The sequence below is a fragment of the Frigoribacterium sp. VKM Ac-2530 genome, assembly GCF_015350835.1.
GTDB lineage: Bacteria > Actinomycetota > Actinomycetes > Actinomycetales > Microbacteriaceae > Frigoribacterium.
The window spans coordinates 945,291-959,254 of sequence record NZ_JADKSE010000002.1 but is presented as its reverse complement, the minus strand read 5'-3'; the positions used below and the strand labels follow the sequence as shown (position 1 = coordinate 959,254).

General features: G+C 74.4%; 11 protein-coding genes. 5 read left to right on the top strand and 6 right to left on the bottom strand.

Annotated features, from left to right (window positions below; all coding sequences use genetic code 11):
• Positions 1–72: 72 nt before the first annotated feature.
• Complete coding sequence (locus tag ITJ48_RS13470; protein ID WP_194614037.1) at positions 73–5,127, bottom strand: DEAD/DEAH box helicase; 5,055 nt, start codon at positions 5,125–5,127, stop codon at positions 73–75.
• Positions 5,128–5,238: 111 nt separating this feature from the next.
• Here ITJ48_RS13470 and ITJ48_RS13465 point away from each other — a divergent pair, with 111 nt between their 5' ends.
• Together ITJ48_RS13465 and ITJ48_RS13460 are read left to right on the top strand one after the other, a co-directional pair.
• Positions 5,239–5,883, top strand: coding sequence for an FMN-dependent NADH-azoreductase (locus tag ITJ48_RS13465; RefSeq protein ID WP_194614036.1), 645 nt, complete (start codon positions 5,239–5,241; stop codon positions 5,881–5,883).
• Positions 5,880–6,182, top strand: coding sequence for a hypothetical protein (locus ITJ48_RS13460; RefSeq protein WP_194614035.1), 303 nt, complete (start codon positions 5,880–5,882; stop codon positions 6,180–6,182). Before ITJ48_RS13465 ends, ITJ48_RS13460 begins: the two co-directional genes overlap by 4 nt.
• On the opposite strand, the gene ITJ48_RS13455 is transcribed toward ITJ48_RS13460, so the two are convergent.
• Positions 6,163–6,585 carry a hypothetical protein gene (locus tag ITJ48_RS13455; protein WP_194614034.1) on the bottom strand — a complete coding sequence of 141 codons (423 nt, stop codon included), beginning with the start codon at positions 6,583–6,585 and terminating at the stop codon, positions 6,163–6,165. The two genes, ITJ48_RS13460 and ITJ48_RS13455, sit on opposite strands and share 20 nt — an antisense overlap.
• A gap of 143 nt (positions 6,586–6,728) precedes the next feature.
• Between ITJ48_RS13455 and ITJ48_RS13450 the strand changes: the two genes are divergently transcribed.
• Complete coding sequence (locus ITJ48_RS13450) at positions 6,729–7,709, top strand: aldo/keto reductase (protein WP_194614033.1); 981 nt, start codon at positions 6,729–6,731, stop codon at positions 7,707–7,709.
• Positions 7,710–7,907: 198 nt separating this feature from the next.
• Positions 7,908–8,801 (top strand): SDR family oxidoreductase, encoded by an 894-nt coding sequence (locus ITJ48_RS13445; protein WP_194614032.1) that lies wholly within the window; start codon positions 7,908–7,910, stop codon positions 8,799–8,801.
• Between the two features lie 353 nt (positions 8,802–9,154).
• Here ITJ48_RS13445 and ITJ48_RS13440 read toward each other — a convergent pair whose 3' ends face one another.
• A complete protein-coding gene (locus tag ITJ48_RS13440) occupies positions 9,155–10,006 on the bottom strand; it encodes an SDR family NAD(P)-dependent oxidoreductase (protein ID WP_194614031.1) in 852 nt (283 codons plus the stop codon).
• Between the two features lie 457 nt (positions 10,007–10,463).
• Positions 10,464–10,940 (bottom strand): DUF1810 domain-containing protein, encoded by a 477-nt coding sequence (locus ITJ48_RS13435; RefSeq protein WP_194614030.1) that lies wholly within the window; start codon positions 10,938–10,940, stop codon positions 10,464–10,466.
• A gap of 123 nt (positions 10,941–11,063) precedes the next feature.
• Between ITJ48_RS13435 and ITJ48_RS13430 the strand changes: the two genes are divergently transcribed.
• Positions 11,064–12,212: a GNAT family N-acetyltransferase gene (locus ITJ48_RS13430; protein WP_194614029.1), complete on the top strand. Its 1,149-nt coding sequence runs from the start codon at positions 11,064–11,066 to the stop codon at positions 12,210–12,212.
• A 190-nt stretch (positions 12,213–12,402) separates the two neighbouring features.
• Here ITJ48_RS13430 and ITJ48_RS13425 read toward each other — a convergent pair whose 3' ends face one another.
• Positions 12,403–13,080 carry an SIMPL domain-containing protein gene (locus ITJ48_RS13425; RefSeq protein WP_194614028.1) on the bottom strand — a complete coding sequence of 226 codons (678 nt, stop codon included), beginning with the start codon at positions 13,078–13,080 and terminating at the stop codon, positions 12,403–12,405.
• A 101-nt stretch (positions 13,081–13,181) separates the two neighbouring features.
• On the bottom strand, positions 13,182–13,883 hold the full coding sequence (locus tag ITJ48_RS13420; RefSeq protein WP_194614027.1) for an alpha/beta hydrolase: 702 nt from the start codon (positions 13,881–13,883) through the stop codon (positions 13,182–13,184).
• Positions 13,884–13,964 lie beyond the last annotated feature (81 nt).

Genomic DNA, 13,964 nt, shown 5'->3' with positions numbered 1-13,964 from the left:
GGTGCGGTGTGCCGCCGCCGCCGGGGGACGACTGGGGTGGTCGGCCCCGGCACGGCGACGGCCGGGCGCGGCCTACGACCGCAGCCGGATCCCGCTCGGGGTCGGGGCGAAGCCGGCGTCGCGCAGGGCGTCGCCGAGACGGGTGCCGAGGACGAACTCGCCGTCGACGCGCTCGACCGCGAGCTTGCCCAGCCTCGTGCGCACGACCGACGCGAGCGAGCCCGCCGCCAGCGCCAGCTCGCGGTCGTCGGGCTCGCCGAACGTGAGGAGGGTCTTGCCGCCGCGCTCGACGTAGACGGTGAGGCGCCCGTCGACGAGCACGACGAGCGAGCCGGCCTTGCGGCCGGGGCGGTGCCCGGTCTTCTTCGACGTACCGGCGGCGGCGGCGACGGCCGCGCCCGTGCCCGTGCCGGTGCCGTTGCCGGTGGTCGGCCGGTCCGCGACGCCCCCTGCTCCGTCGGGACGGGTCAGCCCCGCTGCCGCAGCCACGGCGCCGTCACCGGCGGCGCCCTCGGCCGCGGCGGGCTGCCCGGGCCAGGGCAGGGCGGCTCCGTAGGGGTTCGCGGGGTCGGTCGCGGCCAGGGTCACGACCGGGATCTCGCGGCCTCGCCCGGCCGACGCGAGGGCGTCGTCGTCGCGACGGTCGGTCTCGTCGCGGACGAACGACCGCAGCCGGTCGACCGTCGGCCCGGTCGCGAACTGGGCGGCGCCCAGGCCCTCGACGAAGTAGCCACGGCGGGCCCGCCCCGTCTCCTCGAAGCCGCTCAGCACCTTGTAGACCGTCGAGAAGCCGCCCCGGACGCCCTCGTTCATGACGGCGCCGCGCGTCACGACCCCGTGGCGCTCGAGCAGGATCTCGGCCTGCGCCGCAGCGCGCACGGTGGCGTCGGGCTCGGCCAGGGGCAGCAGCGACCAGCGGCCGCCGACCGTCGGCGGCCCGGCCTGGCGCGGCATCGTCACTCGACCTCGGCTGCGGTACGACGACCGCGACCGGGTCGGCGTACGGGGACGGGACGCCTTGCCGCTCACCTGGGTGCGCAGCGGCGCGAACGTGTCGTTGGTGATCTGGCCGGCCCAGACGAGGTCCCAGATGGCGGTGACGAGCGCCGCGTCGTCGGTGCTGCCCACGGCGTCGGAGAGCTGCCGGAAGAAGTACGCCCCGCCGCCGGCCAGCGCGCCGAGCACCTCGCGCTGCAGCTCGTCGGTGTCGGTGCCGAGCGGCTCGGGCAGCGTCACCTGTGCGCCGTCGGCGAGGTGCAGGCTGACCCAGCCGTCGTTCCCGGCCAGGCTGCCCGAGCCCGACCAGATGACCTCGCCGGTCGCCGTCAGCTCGTCGAGCATGCCGGGGCCGTAGTCGGTGACTCGTGAGGGCAGGATCAGCGTCTCCCACGCGGAGGCAGGCAACGCGACCCCGCTGAGCTGGTCGACGACCTGCACCACGCCGTCGAGCCCGCGCAGTCCCGACCCCTTGGTGCCGGTGGCGACGTGCTGCCAGGCCGGGAGGAACCGGCCGAGGGTGTCGGGCGCGACCGGCTCGACCTCGTGCCGCAGCGCCGCGAGCGACCTGCTGCGGAGCCGCTTGAGCACCTCGGAGTCGCACCACTCGCTGCCCTGCTGCTGCGGTCGGAACTCGCCCTCGACGACGCGCCGCTGCACGCCGAGCTTGCGCAGCGTGTCGAGGACGACGGCCGTGCCGAGCCCGAGCCGGTCGGCGACCATCTGCGGCGTGAACGGGGCGTGGGTGCGCGCGAAGCGACCGACGAGGTCGCCGAGCGGGTCGTCGACCGGCTCGACGAACGCCGTGGGGACGCCGATCGGCAGGGCGACGCCGAGGGCGTCGCGCAGTCGCGACGCGTCCTCGATGCCGGCCCAGCGCTCCGTGCCGCCGTGGGTGAAGCGCAGCACGCGGTTCGAGCGGACGAGGTCGGTGAGCGCCGCCTCGAGCTTGGTGCGCCCCTCCGCCGCCTCTGCGGACTCGGCTGCCACGGTGTCGCCTGCCACTGCGTCGCCTGCCACGGCGTCGCCTGCCGGGGCGTCCGTATCGTCGCCCGCGTCGCTCTCGGCCTCGGCCTCGCCGTTGACAGTGATGGTCGCCGCGCTGCCGGCGGTCGTCGCCAGCCAGCTCCGGTCGACGATCTCGGAGGTGGTCAGCGGCCCGAGCAGGCGCAGCAGGTCGACGACGCCCTCGATGTCGCGGGCGCGGCGGTCGGGAGCGAGGCGCTGCAGCTCGAGCTCGTGCTGGTCGATGACGTCGGCGTCGAGCAGCTCGCGGAGCTCTGCTCGGCCGAGCAGTTCTTGGAGCAGCGTCGAGTCGAGCGAGAGGGCGGCCGCACGGCGCTCGGCCAGCGGGGAGTCGCCCTCGTACATGAACGCGGCGACGTAGCCGAACAGCAGCGACCGGGCCAACGGCGAGGGCACCTCGGTCTCGACCTCGACGACGCGCACGGCGCGGGTCTCGAGCTCGCGGGTGAGGCTCATCAGCGCGGGCAGGTCGTAGACGTCTTGCAGGACCTCGCGCACGGCCTCGAGCACGATCGGGAACTGCGGGTACTTGCGCGCCACGTCGAGCAGCTGCGAGGCCCGCTGGCGCTGCTGCCAGAGCGGCGAGCGACGGCCGGGGTTGTACCGGGGCAGCAACAACGCGCGGGCCGCGCACTCGCGGAAGCGGGAGGAGAAGAGGGCGGAGCCGCCCACCTCCTCCGTCACGATCGCGTCGAGGTCGTCGCCCTCGAACCGGAAGAGCTCGGACCCGGGAGGCTCGGCGTCGGTGTCGGGGATGCGCACGACGATCCCGTCGTCGGCCGCCATCGCGCCGCCGTCGACGCCGAGCTGGTCGCGGATCCGGGCCGAGATCGCGAGCGCCCACGGCGCGTGCACCTGCATGCCGTAGGGAGAGTGCAGGACGAGCCGCCAGTCGCCGAGCTCGTCACGGAACCGCTCGACGACGAGGGTCGTGTCGGACGGCACGTGCCCGGTCGCCTCGCGCTGCTCGGTGACGAAGGCCAACAGGTTGCGGGCCGCGCGCTCGTCGAGCCCGCCCTGCGTGACCCGCTGAGTGGCGTCGTCGGTCGACGAGCTGGCGAGCTCGCGGATGTAGCCCCCGATCGCGCGGCCCAGCTCGGCGGGACGGCCGATCCCGTCGCCCTTCCAGAACGGGACGCGACCCGGCTGCCCGTAGGCAGGGGAGACGAGCACGCGGTCGTGCGTGATGTCCTCGATGCGCCAGCTCGTCGCGCCGAGGGCGAAGACGTCGCCGACCCGGGACTCGTAGACCATCTCCTCGTCGAGCTCGCCGACTCGGGCGGCCTTCTCGCCGACCATGAAGACGCCGAACAGGCCCCGGTCGGGGATGGTGCCGCCGCTCGTGACCGCCAGCCGCTGGGCGCCGGGACGACCGGTGAGCGTGCCGTGCACGCGGTCCCAGACGATGCGGGGCCGCAGCTCGGCGAACTCGTCGGAGGGGTACTTGCCGCTCAGCAGGTCGAGCGTCGCGTCGTAGGCCGAGCGCGGCAGGGTCGCGAACGGCGCGCTGCGGCGCACGGTCTCGAACCACTCGTCGGCGTCGATCTCGTCGAGGGCGACGGCCGCGACGGTCTGCTGGGCGAGCACGTCGAGCGGGTTCGTCGGCACGCGCAGCTCTTCGATCAGGCCCGCCACCATCCGCTCGGCGGCGACGGCCGAGTGGATCAGGTCGGCCCGGTGCTTCGGGAACACGACGCCGCGGCTGATCTCGCCGACCTGGTGCCCGGCCCGCCCGACGCGCTGCAGCCCGCTGGCGACCGACGGCGGCGACTCGACCTGGACGACGAGGTCGACCGCGCCCATGTCGATGCCGAGCTCGAGCGAGCTGGTCGCGACGACGCAGCGGAGGCGTCCGCTCTTCAGGTCGTCCTCGATGATCGCTCGTTGGTCTTTCGAGACGGAGCCGTGGTGCGCGCGCGCGAGCAGCGGCTCGCTGCCCTGGGTCTGCCCGCTGCCGCCGATCAGCTGGGCGGGGGCGCCGCCTCCCACCATCGGGTTGCGCGGCGGGCTCGCCGGCGCGGACGGCGCGAAGGGGTCGACCACGGTGGACGAGTCCGAGGCGTCGGAGCTGCCGGAGGCGCCGGCCGCGCCCTCGGGGACGGCGCCGGCGGGCACCAGCTCGCCCCGAGCCTCGTCGGCGGCCTGCAGCGCGGCGGCCCGGGTCTCGACGTCGGCGCCCGTGCGCTCGAGGTAGATGTCGTTGAGGCGAGCGGTGAGCCGCTCGGCCAGCCGCCGCGAGTTCGAGAAGACGATCGTCGAGCGGTGGTCGAGGATCAGGTCGACGATGCCCTCCTCGACGTGGGGCCAGATCGAGCCCTGGGGGGCACTGCCCGCGGCGGAGCCCTCGAGCGGCGCGGCCGTGCCCAGCTCGGTCATGTCGTCGACGGGCACGACGACGCGCAGGTCGAACGTCTTCTCCGAGCGCGGGTTCACGATCGTGACGGGCTTGCGGCCGGAGAGGAACCGGGCCACCTCGGTCGGCGGGCGCACCGTCGCCGACAGCCCGATGCGCTGCGCGGGCTTCTCGAGCAGCGCGTCGAGCCGCTCGAGCGAGAGGGCGAGGTGGGCGCCGCGCTTCGTGGCGGCGACCGCGTGCACCTCGTCGACGATGACCGTGTGCACGCCCTTGAGGTTCTCGCGCGCCGCCGACGTGAGCATCAGGTAGAGCGACTCGGGCGTCGTGATGAGGATGTCGGGCGGGGTGCGCTGCAGGAGGCGGCGGTCGCCGGACGACGTGTCGCCCGACCGCACCCCGACGGTGAGCTCGGGTGCGTCGATGCCGAGCCGGCGGGCCGTCTGGGTGATGCCGACGAGGGGCGAGCGCAGGTTGCGCTCGACGTCGACGCCGAGCGCCTTGAGCGGCGAGATGTAGAGGACCCGCGTGCGGTGTTCTCTCACCTCGGGCGGCGGCCCGCTCGCGAGCGTGTCGATCGACCAGAGGAACGACGCGAGGGTCTTGCCCGAGCCCGTCGGGGCGATGACGAGGGCGTCGTCGCCCTCGCTGATCGCCTGCCACGCCCCCAGCTGAGCGAGCGTGGGCGCGGCGAACGCGCCACGGAACCACTCGCGGGTCGCGGGGGAGAAGCGCTCGAGGATGTCGGTCATCGTGAGCACCATCCTGCTCCGGACCACCGACACTGTGCCGGGAGCGGGGCGCGGCGACGGCTGCCCGGGCCCCGCGCCCCGGACGTCGGGGGCCGCCGCTACGGTTGGCGCATGCCGAACCTGCTGCACCTCGACTCGTCCGCCGACACGGCGACCAGCCGGTCGCGCGCGATCACCGCCTCCTTCGCCGACGCCTGGCGGTCGCTCGGCGACGACCACACGGTCACTCGCCGCGACCTGCACGTCGACCAGCTGCCGCACCTCAGCGACCCTGCCCTGCACTGGCCCGCGCGGCTGCGGCTCCCCGGCGCCGCCCCCGACCCCGCCGCCGAGGCGCTCCAGGCCGAGCTGATCGCCGAGCTGACGGCCGCCGACGTGGTCGTCGTCGGCGCCCCGCTCTACAACTACACGGTGCCGTCGACGCTCAAGGCCTGGCTCGACAACGTGCACCTGCCCGGGGTCACCGCGCCGTTCGACGGCGACGACCAGCAGCCCATGCTCGGCCGTCCGCTGCTGATCGCGACCAGCCGGGGCGGCTCGTACGACGTCGGCTCGCCGACCGAGGGCTGGGACCACGCGGTCCCGGTGCTCGAGCAGATCCTGGGGTCGACGCTCGGCATGGTCGTCGAGGTGATCGCGGTCAACCTCACCCTGAGCGGGCGGATCGCCATGCCCGACGGGGCGCGCGAGCGAGCCGAGCGCGAGCTGGCCGAGGCGCTCGAAGCGGCCGCCGACGCCGCGCGCCGACTCGGGTGAGCAGCCGTGCCGGCCGCCTCGGCCGCTGCGCGCAGATCGTCGCGGCCCGGGTGCTCGGCTACCTCTCGGCCGTGCTCGCCGTCGTCGGCGTCGTGACGCTCGCCAAGGGCAGCCCCGGCGTGGGCGGCCTGCTGTTGCTCGCCGCCTTCGTGCTCGTCGCGATCGCGTACGCCTTCGTCCGCAGCGTGGCCCGGCGCAGCGTGGCCCGGCGCAGCGTGGACCGGCCCAGCCCGGACCGGCGCAGCCCGGACCGGCCCAGCTCGCGGCGCGGCTCCCGCCTCAGGCGGCCCGGGCGATGAGTCCGCGGCCGTAGTTGAGGCGCGACTGGGCCTCGAACAGCTGGGCCTGGCCGTCGGGCAGCGCGGGCTCGAAGCTCTGGTGGGTGAACGCGCCGTTCGTCGCGGTGAACTGGACGAAGCCCGAGCGGCGGTCCGCCTTGACGAAGAAGAACGCGATGGCCCCCAGGCCGATGATCGTCCAGAAGAACAGCACGAGCAGCACGACGCCGAGGGCGATCGCCCAGCCCGGCGTGTAGCGATCAGTCCGCGACATGTCCTGGACGAAGAGCTGCGTGCCCGCGAGCGGACGCGTGCCCGACGGGGTCACGAGCTCGTGCTCGGTCAGGGTGATGTCGCCGTACTGGACCAGCGCACGGGGAGGCGTGGGCCGGCGGGGCGGGACGGGGACGAGCTCGCTCGACATGAGGGCCTCTCGACGATAGGGGTGAGGCCCCAGGATGGCGGTCTCGCGGGCCGAGCGCCAACCCCCTGGCGGGGGAGGAGCCCGGGGCGGCGACCGGGCACGCCGTCGGCCCCGCTGTCGGCGGCAGCGCCTAGGGTCGGAGCATGCACAGTCGCACCCTGGGCCGCACCGGCCGCGAAGTATCCGTCATCGGCCTCGGCACCTGGCAGCTCGGCGCCGACTGGGGCGACGTCAGCGAGAGCGACGCGCTCGAGGTGCTGGGCGCCTCCGTCGAGTCGGGCGTCACCTTCTTCGACACCGCCGACGTCTACGGCGACGGCCGCAGTGAGAAGGTCATCAGCACGTTCCGTGCGGCGAACCCCGACGTCCCGCTGACCGTCGCCACCAAGATGGGCCGCCGCCTCGACCAGGTGCCCTCCAACTACGTGCGCGAGAACTTCATCGCCTGGACCGACCGCTCGCGTCGCAACCTCGGCGTCGACACCCTCGACCTGGTCCAGCTGCACTGCCCGCCGTCGGCCGTGTACGACGACGACGCCGTCTACGACGCGCTCGACGAGCTCGTGCAGAACGGGGCCATCGCCTCCTACGGGGTGTCCGTCGAGGAGGCGCAGCAGGCGCTGACCGCGATCGCCCGCCCCGGCGTCGCGACCGTCCAGATCATCCTCAACGCGTTCCGGCTCAAGCCCCTCGACGAGGTGCTCCCGGCGGCTCAGCGGGCCGGGGTCGGCATCATCGCCCGCGTGCCGCTCGCCAGCGGGCTGCTCTCGGGCAAGTACACCAGCGAGACGACGTTCGCCGAGAACGACCACCGCACCTTCAACCGCCACGGCGAGGCCTTCGACCAGGGCGAGACCTTCAGCGGCGTCGACTTCGAGCAGGGCGTCCGCGCCGCGCAGGAGTTCGCGGCGGCTGTGCCCGACGGCGTCACCGTGCCCCAGGCGGCGCTCGCCTGGATCGTCGACCAGCCGGGCGTGAGCACCGTCATCCCCGGGGCGCGCAACGTCGAGCAGGCGAAGGCCAACGCGGCGGCCGGCGACGTCGAGCTCGAGGAGGGCCTCGACTCCGAGGTCGTCCGCATCTACGACGAGTACTTCCGCGCCGCGGTCCACCCCCGCTGGTGACCTCGTGAGAGGCCCGAGATCGACCCCGGCGCGCACGCCGACGTCGATCTCGGGCCTCTCGTGTGCCGGCCGGGCCGCCGTCGCGCTCGCACCGGGCCGCCGTCGGGCCGCCGTCGGGCTCGGTCGGGCCCGGCCGTGCTCGCGCCGGGGTACAGCGACCTGACCAGCCGGGCAGCCGCCCGGGCGTAAACCGGGGTCATGGCCGACAACATGTACACGCCCCAGAACCCCATCGAGCAGTACCCGCAGCCTCCCTTCGAGCCGCAGCAGCAGAGTGCGCCCGGCGACGTCCACGCCATGGTGCCCGAGCCCGACCACGGCGAGACCAGCTACGTCGGCAGCGGCCGTCTGGCCGGTCGCAAGGCGCTCGTCACCGGTGCCGACAGCGGCATCGGCCGTGCGACCGCCATCGCCTACGCCCGTGAGGGTGCCGACGTCGCGCTCAGCTACCTCCCCGAGGAGCAGGCCCAGGCCGAGGAGGTCGCCCAGCTCGTCCGGGACGCCGGACGCACCGCGGTGCTGCTGCCGGGCGACCTCCAGGACGAGCAGACCAACGCCGAGGTCGTCGAGAAGACGGTCGCGGAGCTCGGCGGGCTCGACATCCTCGCGATCATCGCCGGGGTCATGCCGACGGTCGACAGCATCGACGACTTCGAGACGAAGACGCTCGACCACGTCCTGAAGGCCAACATCTACCCGCTGTTCTGGCTGACGAAGGCGGCGTCGCCGCACCTGAAGCCGGGTGCGTCGATCCTCACGTGCTCGTCGATCCAGGGCTTCCAGCCGTCGCCCTCGCTCGCCGAGTACGCCGTCTCCAAGGCCGGAATCGCCAACTGGACCCGTGCCATGGCCCAGCAGCTCGCCGAGCGCGGCATCCGCGTCAACGGCGTCGCCCCCGGCCCCGTCTGGACCCCGCTGCAGCCCGCGTTCGTGCCGAACGAGAAGATCGAGACGTTCGGGTCGGAGGCCGCCTACGGCCGTCCCGGTCAGCCCGTCGAGCTCGCCCCGTCGTTCGTGTTCCTCGCGAGCCAGGAGTCCAGCTACATCAGCGGCGAGACCATCGCCGTGACCGGCGGCACGCCGATCCACTGACCCGCGCCTCCTGCGGTCGTCGACGGCCCGTCCCGCTGTTGCGGGGCGGGCCGTTCGTCGTCCCCGGGGCAGCGTGTCGTCGCGATCCGAGACAGATCCTGTCCTGCGCGTCCGTTCTGCCGCCTCCTTCGAGTCGCAGCGCGCGGATCACGCTCAACTTCGAATGTGATCCGTGCCCACGCCCAGGGCCGAGCCCGCGCCCAGGGCAGGGGCTCTGGCTGGGCTGCGACCAGGGCCGACTCGTCGCGATGCGAGACAGATATGTCCTCCGCGAGCGTGTTGCCCACCGCCTTCGAGCCGCAGCGGCCAGATCACTCTCAAATTCGAGCCCGGGCCCGGGCCTCATGGTGCGACTAAGCCCAGCGCGTGCCCTCGCCCGCGAGCACGGCCCGGTACCCCTCGCGGAACGTCGGGTAGGCGAACGTGAAGCCCGTCCCGCGCAGCAGCGCGTTCGACAGGCGCTTGTCGCCGCCCGCCTGCCGCCCCGCAGGAGGCGCGGGCCGAGGAGCAGGCACGCCCAGCTCCGCGGCGAGGAACGCCAGGACGTCGTCGAGCCGAGCAGGCTCGTCGTCGGTGCCGAGGTAGACCGGCCCCACCATCGCGAGCCCGGCCAGGTGGACGAGCGCGGCGGCGGCGTCGTCCCGGTGGATCCGGTTGGTGTGCGGCGACGTGCCGGGCGTCTCGGCCAGGGTCGCCGACCCGCCGCGCACCTGCTCGATCAGGCGTTCGCGCCCCGGCCCGTAGATGCCCGAGAGCCGCACGAGGGTCGCGTGCGGTGCACGGGCGCGCAGCAGAGCCTCCGCCTCGACCAGGACCGCGGCCGTGGGCGTGCCGCCGGTCGCGGGGGTCTCCTCGGTGACCAGGCCGCCGTCCTCGACGTCGTACACCGCGGTCGACGAGACGACGAGGAGGCGCGGGTCGGCCGCCGAGCGCTCGATCCCGTCGAGCACGTGCGCCAGCCCGTCGACGTACGTGGCCCGGTACTCGTCCGGGTCGCGGCTGCCCGCGGAGAGGGCGACCACGACGACCGTCGCGTCGTCGTCGATCACGGGCACCTCGATGCGCAGGTCGACGGCGCGGCCCTCGAGCTGCTCGGGCAGCACCTCCGGGCGTCGCCGCAGGCCCACGACGCGATGCCCCTCGGCGGCGAACCGCAGGCCGGTCTCGGTGCCCAGGTCGCCGCAGCCGGCGATGACGATGCTCATCGATCGAGCGTACCGACGGAGGTGCGGCGCGGCCTGGGCAGGGCGCCCCGCGCCTCCTGTCCGCCGCTGCCGCCGGAAGCTCCAAATGCCGACCGAAGAGCCCGCATTAGTGGCTTTTCCGGTCGCCGGATGCGGTTTCGAGGCCAGGTGGTCGGCATTTGCCGCTTCCCGCCGCCGCGGGCCGCGCCTGCCGCAGGCGTCGACCCCGGAACAGCGGACGCGGGCCGCGCCGCCTGCGGACACCGACCGCGACCGCCGCCGTCTGTCAGTGCAGCAAATGCCGACCGGAGAGCCCGCAATAGTGGCTTTTCCGGTCGCTGGATGCGGTTTCGAGGCCAGATGGTCGGCATTTGCAGCCAGCGGCCAGCAGCCAGCAGCCAGCAGCCAGCAGCCAGCGGCCAGCGGCCAGCAGCCGTGCCCAGGCGGACTGCAGCGAGTTCGGGACGGATGCGGCGGCTCAGAGCCGCTCGAGCGTCGCCGGGTCGAGCGTCCCGTCGAAGAACCGTCCGAGCGCGCGGGCGAAGCGCTGCTCGGACGGGTCCGCCTGGGCGAAGAGCGTCAGCGACGAGTGCAGCTTCATCGCGTCGACCTCGCCGAGCACGTCGACGGCGGAGGGCCCGTCAGCGCCGTCACGCGTGCCCTCGCCCGTGCCGGCGGGCAGCTCGAGCAGGGCGTCGACGCAGTCGAGGAGGCGCGGGCCGAGCACCGGGTGCGCGAGGAACGCCCGGGCGGCACCGACCGTCTCGAGGGCGAAGTGCCGCGAGGTCGCGCTGGTGCCCAGCCCGGCCGCCTGCGGGAACACGAACCACATCCAGTGGCCGCGCTTGCGACCGGCGCGCAGCTCCCGCAGCGCGTGGTCGTAGGTGCCGTCCGCCTCCTGGGCGTCGACGAAGCGGTCGAGGTCGTGGCGGGAGAGCAGGTCGTCGTCGGTCATCGTCCCGGTCTACGCCCGTGGGGCAGGGGCTGGTGCGCTCGTCTCCGGACCGGCTAGTCTGGTCGGCTGCCCGGACCGGGCGGCGCGTCCCCGCCGCACGCCCCCGCGGCCCGAGAGACCACGATGACCTCCACCGCCGAGCCCGGCCCCGAGCCTGGCCACGAGCCCGTCCCCGAGACGCCGACGCACGCCGTCGTCGTCGAGCAGATCCCCTTCCCCGCGTCCCTGTCGCCCGATGCGGCCGACGATGCTGCCGCCGACTACGTCGCCGCCGTCGACCTCGAGAACGCCGTCCGCCGCGCCGCGATCGGCTCCGACGAGCTCTCGTGGGAGCCCGACGAGCAGCTCCCCCACCTGCTCGACGAGGTGCACAGCGACCACCGGCTCTTCGGCGTGCGCGAGCAGGGCCGTCTCGTCGCGGTCGGCTGGTACGAGACGCGACGTGAGGGCGACGCGGCGACGACCGCGTGGCTCGACGTGTCGGTGCTTCCCGAGGCCCGTCGCCGCGGCCACGGCACGCTGCTGGCCGAGCACCTCGAGCAGCTCGCCCGCGCCGAGGGGCGGACGCAGGTGATCGCCTACGTGCGCTCCCGGGGCGAGGGCGAGCCGCGCCTCCTTCCCCCCACCGGCGCCGGGTCCGTGCCGCGCGAGAACGACGAGGTGCAGTTCTTGCTTCAGCGGGGCTGGGCACTCGGCCAGGTGATGCGCTGCAGCCGGCTGCCGCTGCCCCCGGACGAGGAGGCGCTCGGCACCGTCCGGGATCGCGCCCGGTCGGCCGCGGGCGACGCCTACCGCCTGCACACGTGGGTCGGCCGCTCGCCCGAGCGCTGGGTCGACGACCTCGCCGCGCTCGAGACGCGCATGAGCACGGACGCTCCCGCCGGTGGCCTCGACGAGCCGGAGGACGTCTGGACCGCCGAGCGCTGGCGCGACGAGGAGGAGCGCTCGCTCTCCGGTCCGCGCACGCGGTTCACGGCGGTGGTCGAGCACGTCGACTCCGGCCGGCTCGTCGGGTTCAGCCAGGTCGAGGCGCCGGCCGACCGCGCGCGACCGGCGTTCCAGCAGGACACCCTCGTGCTGCGCGAGCACCGAGGTCACCGGCTCGGCTGGCTGCTCAAGGTCGCCACGACCGACCTGCTGCTCGCCGAGCGTCCCGGGCACCCGGCGGTGTTCACCTTCAACGCGGAGGAGAACCGGCCGATGCTCGACGTCAACGAGGCCGTGGGCTTCGTGCCGTTCGAGCACGAGGGCGCGTGGAGCAAGAAGCTGTAGCGGGGCCGATCCCCGGAACGGACACGGCCCTCCCCTCGTCCGTGATCCAGGAACTCGGCACCTGAGCGTCCTGATCCGTGCACGGTCCAGGAACATCCGACCCCGCGCTGCGCGGATCAGGACCCGACTTCCTGAATGTGGAGGCGCACAGTGCGGCGCGCAGCGGGGGAGGTGAGGAGGGGGCCCGGCCCTACGCCGTGAAGTCGGCGCTGATCTCGGCGTGCACCTCGATGTCGGCGGGGGCGAGGTCGAAGCCGCCGGCGCCTCCTGCGGGCGACATCGAGGCACGGGCGAGGCCGAACGTCGCGGCGCCGCCCGCCGCCCCGGGGCGCAGTCCGGGCTCGAACACGGCGACGAGCACGGGCTGCGACAGGCCGAGCGCCTCGGCGTAGTCGCCCGCTCGCGTCACCGCGTCGGCCACGGCCGCGACGCGGGCCGCCCGCTCGGCCTCCGCCCGCGAGTCGTGGCCGAGCGAACACTCGAGCGCGTCGACCGAGACGCCGTCGACCCGGGCCAGCTCGGACACCCAGGCCGAGAGCGCCGCGAAGTCGCTGAACCGCACGACGACGACCGAGCGCGCCCGGAAGCGGGTCGGCAGGTCGGGGTCGGGAGCCGAGGAGGTGCCGTCCGCGTCCCAGCGGACCGGCGGGGCCACGGGGCCCACGGTCACGTCCTGCGCGCTCCACCAGGTCGCGGCGCCCTGTCGCCGGTGCCCCGTGGCCTGCTCGGAGGCCTGCGCGTGCAGCGACTCGGCCTCGGCGACGACGGCCTCACGGTCGGTGCCCTCGGCGACGAGCGACAGGTGCACGACCCCCCGCTCGGCGCGGTGCCGGTGGACGACGGAGCCGGTGACGGCGATCGTGGTCATGGTGCCTCCTCGAGTGGGCGGGCGGTCTGCCGGGGCGGGGCGCGCCTCCTCGGCGGTCATGCTCGGCAGACCGGGCTCGGCCTCCGGGGCCGGGCTGCGCCTCAGGCTACGGGCGCCTCGTCCGCGCCGTCGAGCACCGCGGGAGCCGTGACCCGCGACATGAACGCGACGAGGTCGGCGAGCTCCTCCTGCGAGACGCCGTGGGCGAGGCCCGGGTACACGGTCTGCTCGGCGTCGGCGTGCTCCTCGAGCCAGGCGGAGGTGCGCTCGACCGCGTCGACCGGGATGATCGAGTCGACGTCGCCCCGACCGTAGAAGACGGGCGGCCGGACCGCGGCGAGGGCCTCGTCACGAGCGGCGGAGGCGGCCGCGGTGTCGGGGTCGGCGTCGGAGGCGGTCGGCACGACGAAGCCCGCCAGCACCGCGGCGAACTCGAAGCGGCGAGGAGCGTGGCGCAGCAGCTGCAGGGACAGCGACCCGCCCTGCGAGAAGCCGAGCAGGCTGACCGAGGGGTGCGCGTCGCCGAGCGAGTCCAGCCAGGCGAGCACGGCCTCCGCCGCGTCGTCCACAGCGCCGGCGGACGGTGCGCCCGGCGTGCTGAGCGGGTACCAGGAGAAGCCGTCGCCGTGCGGCAGCGGGGCGCGCAGCGACGCGAGCACCACGTTCTGCGGCAGGTACGGGGCGAGACCGATCAGGTCGCCCTCGTGCGAGCCGACGCCGTGCAGCAGCACGACGAGCGGCCGCCCGGCCCGGTCGGGCTCCTCGACGGACCAGCGGACGAGGGCGGGATCGATCGTGACCATGCCTCGACCCTGCCAGACGGGCTGACGGGACGCGCGCCTCCTCGGGGCTCGGAGAGCGTTTCGTCACCCGACCGTGACGAA

Excerpts from the sequence above, each read along its gene's own strand:
- ITJ48_RS13470 (WP_194614037.1), bottom strand. The coding sequence starts at position 5,127 with ATGACCGACATCCTCGAGCGCTTCTCCCCCGCGACCCGCGAGTGGTTC.
- ITJ48_RS13465 (WP_194614036.1), top strand. The coding sequence starts at position 5,239 with ATGCCGAACCTGCTGCACCTCGACTCGTCCGCCGACACGGCGACCAGC.
- ITJ48_RS13455 (WP_194614034.1), bottom strand. The coding sequence starts at position 6,585 with ATGTCGAGCGAGCTCGTCCCCGTCCCGCCCCGCCGGCCCACGCCTCCC.
- ITJ48_RS13450 (WP_194614033.1), top strand. The coding sequence starts at position 6,729 with ATGCACAGTCGCACCCTGGGCCGCACCGGCCGCGAAGTATCCGTCATC.
- ITJ48_RS13445 (WP_194614032.1), top strand. The coding sequence starts at position 7,908 with ATGGCCGACAACATGTACACGCCCCAGAACCCCATCGAGCAGTACCCG.
- ITJ48_RS13440 (WP_194614031.1), bottom strand. The coding sequence starts at position 10,006 with ATGAGCATCGTCATCGCCGGCTGCGGCGACCTGGGCACCGAGACCGGC.
- ITJ48_RS13435 (WP_194614030.1), bottom strand. The coding sequence starts at position 10,940 with ATGACCGACGACGACCTGCTCTCCCGCCACGACCTCGACCGCTTCGTC.
- ITJ48_RS13430 (WP_194614029.1), top strand. The coding sequence starts at position 11,064 with ATGACCTCCACCGCCGAGCCCGGCCCCGAGCCTGGCCACGAGCCCGTC.
- ITJ48_RS13425 (WP_194614028.1), bottom strand. The coding sequence starts at position 13,080 with ATGACCACGATCGCCGTCACCGGCTCCGTCGTCCACCGGCACCGCGCC.
- ITJ48_RS13420 (WP_194614027.1), bottom strand. The coding sequence starts at position 13,883 with ATGGTCACGATCGATCCCGCCCTCGTCCGCTGGTCCGTCGAGGAGCCC.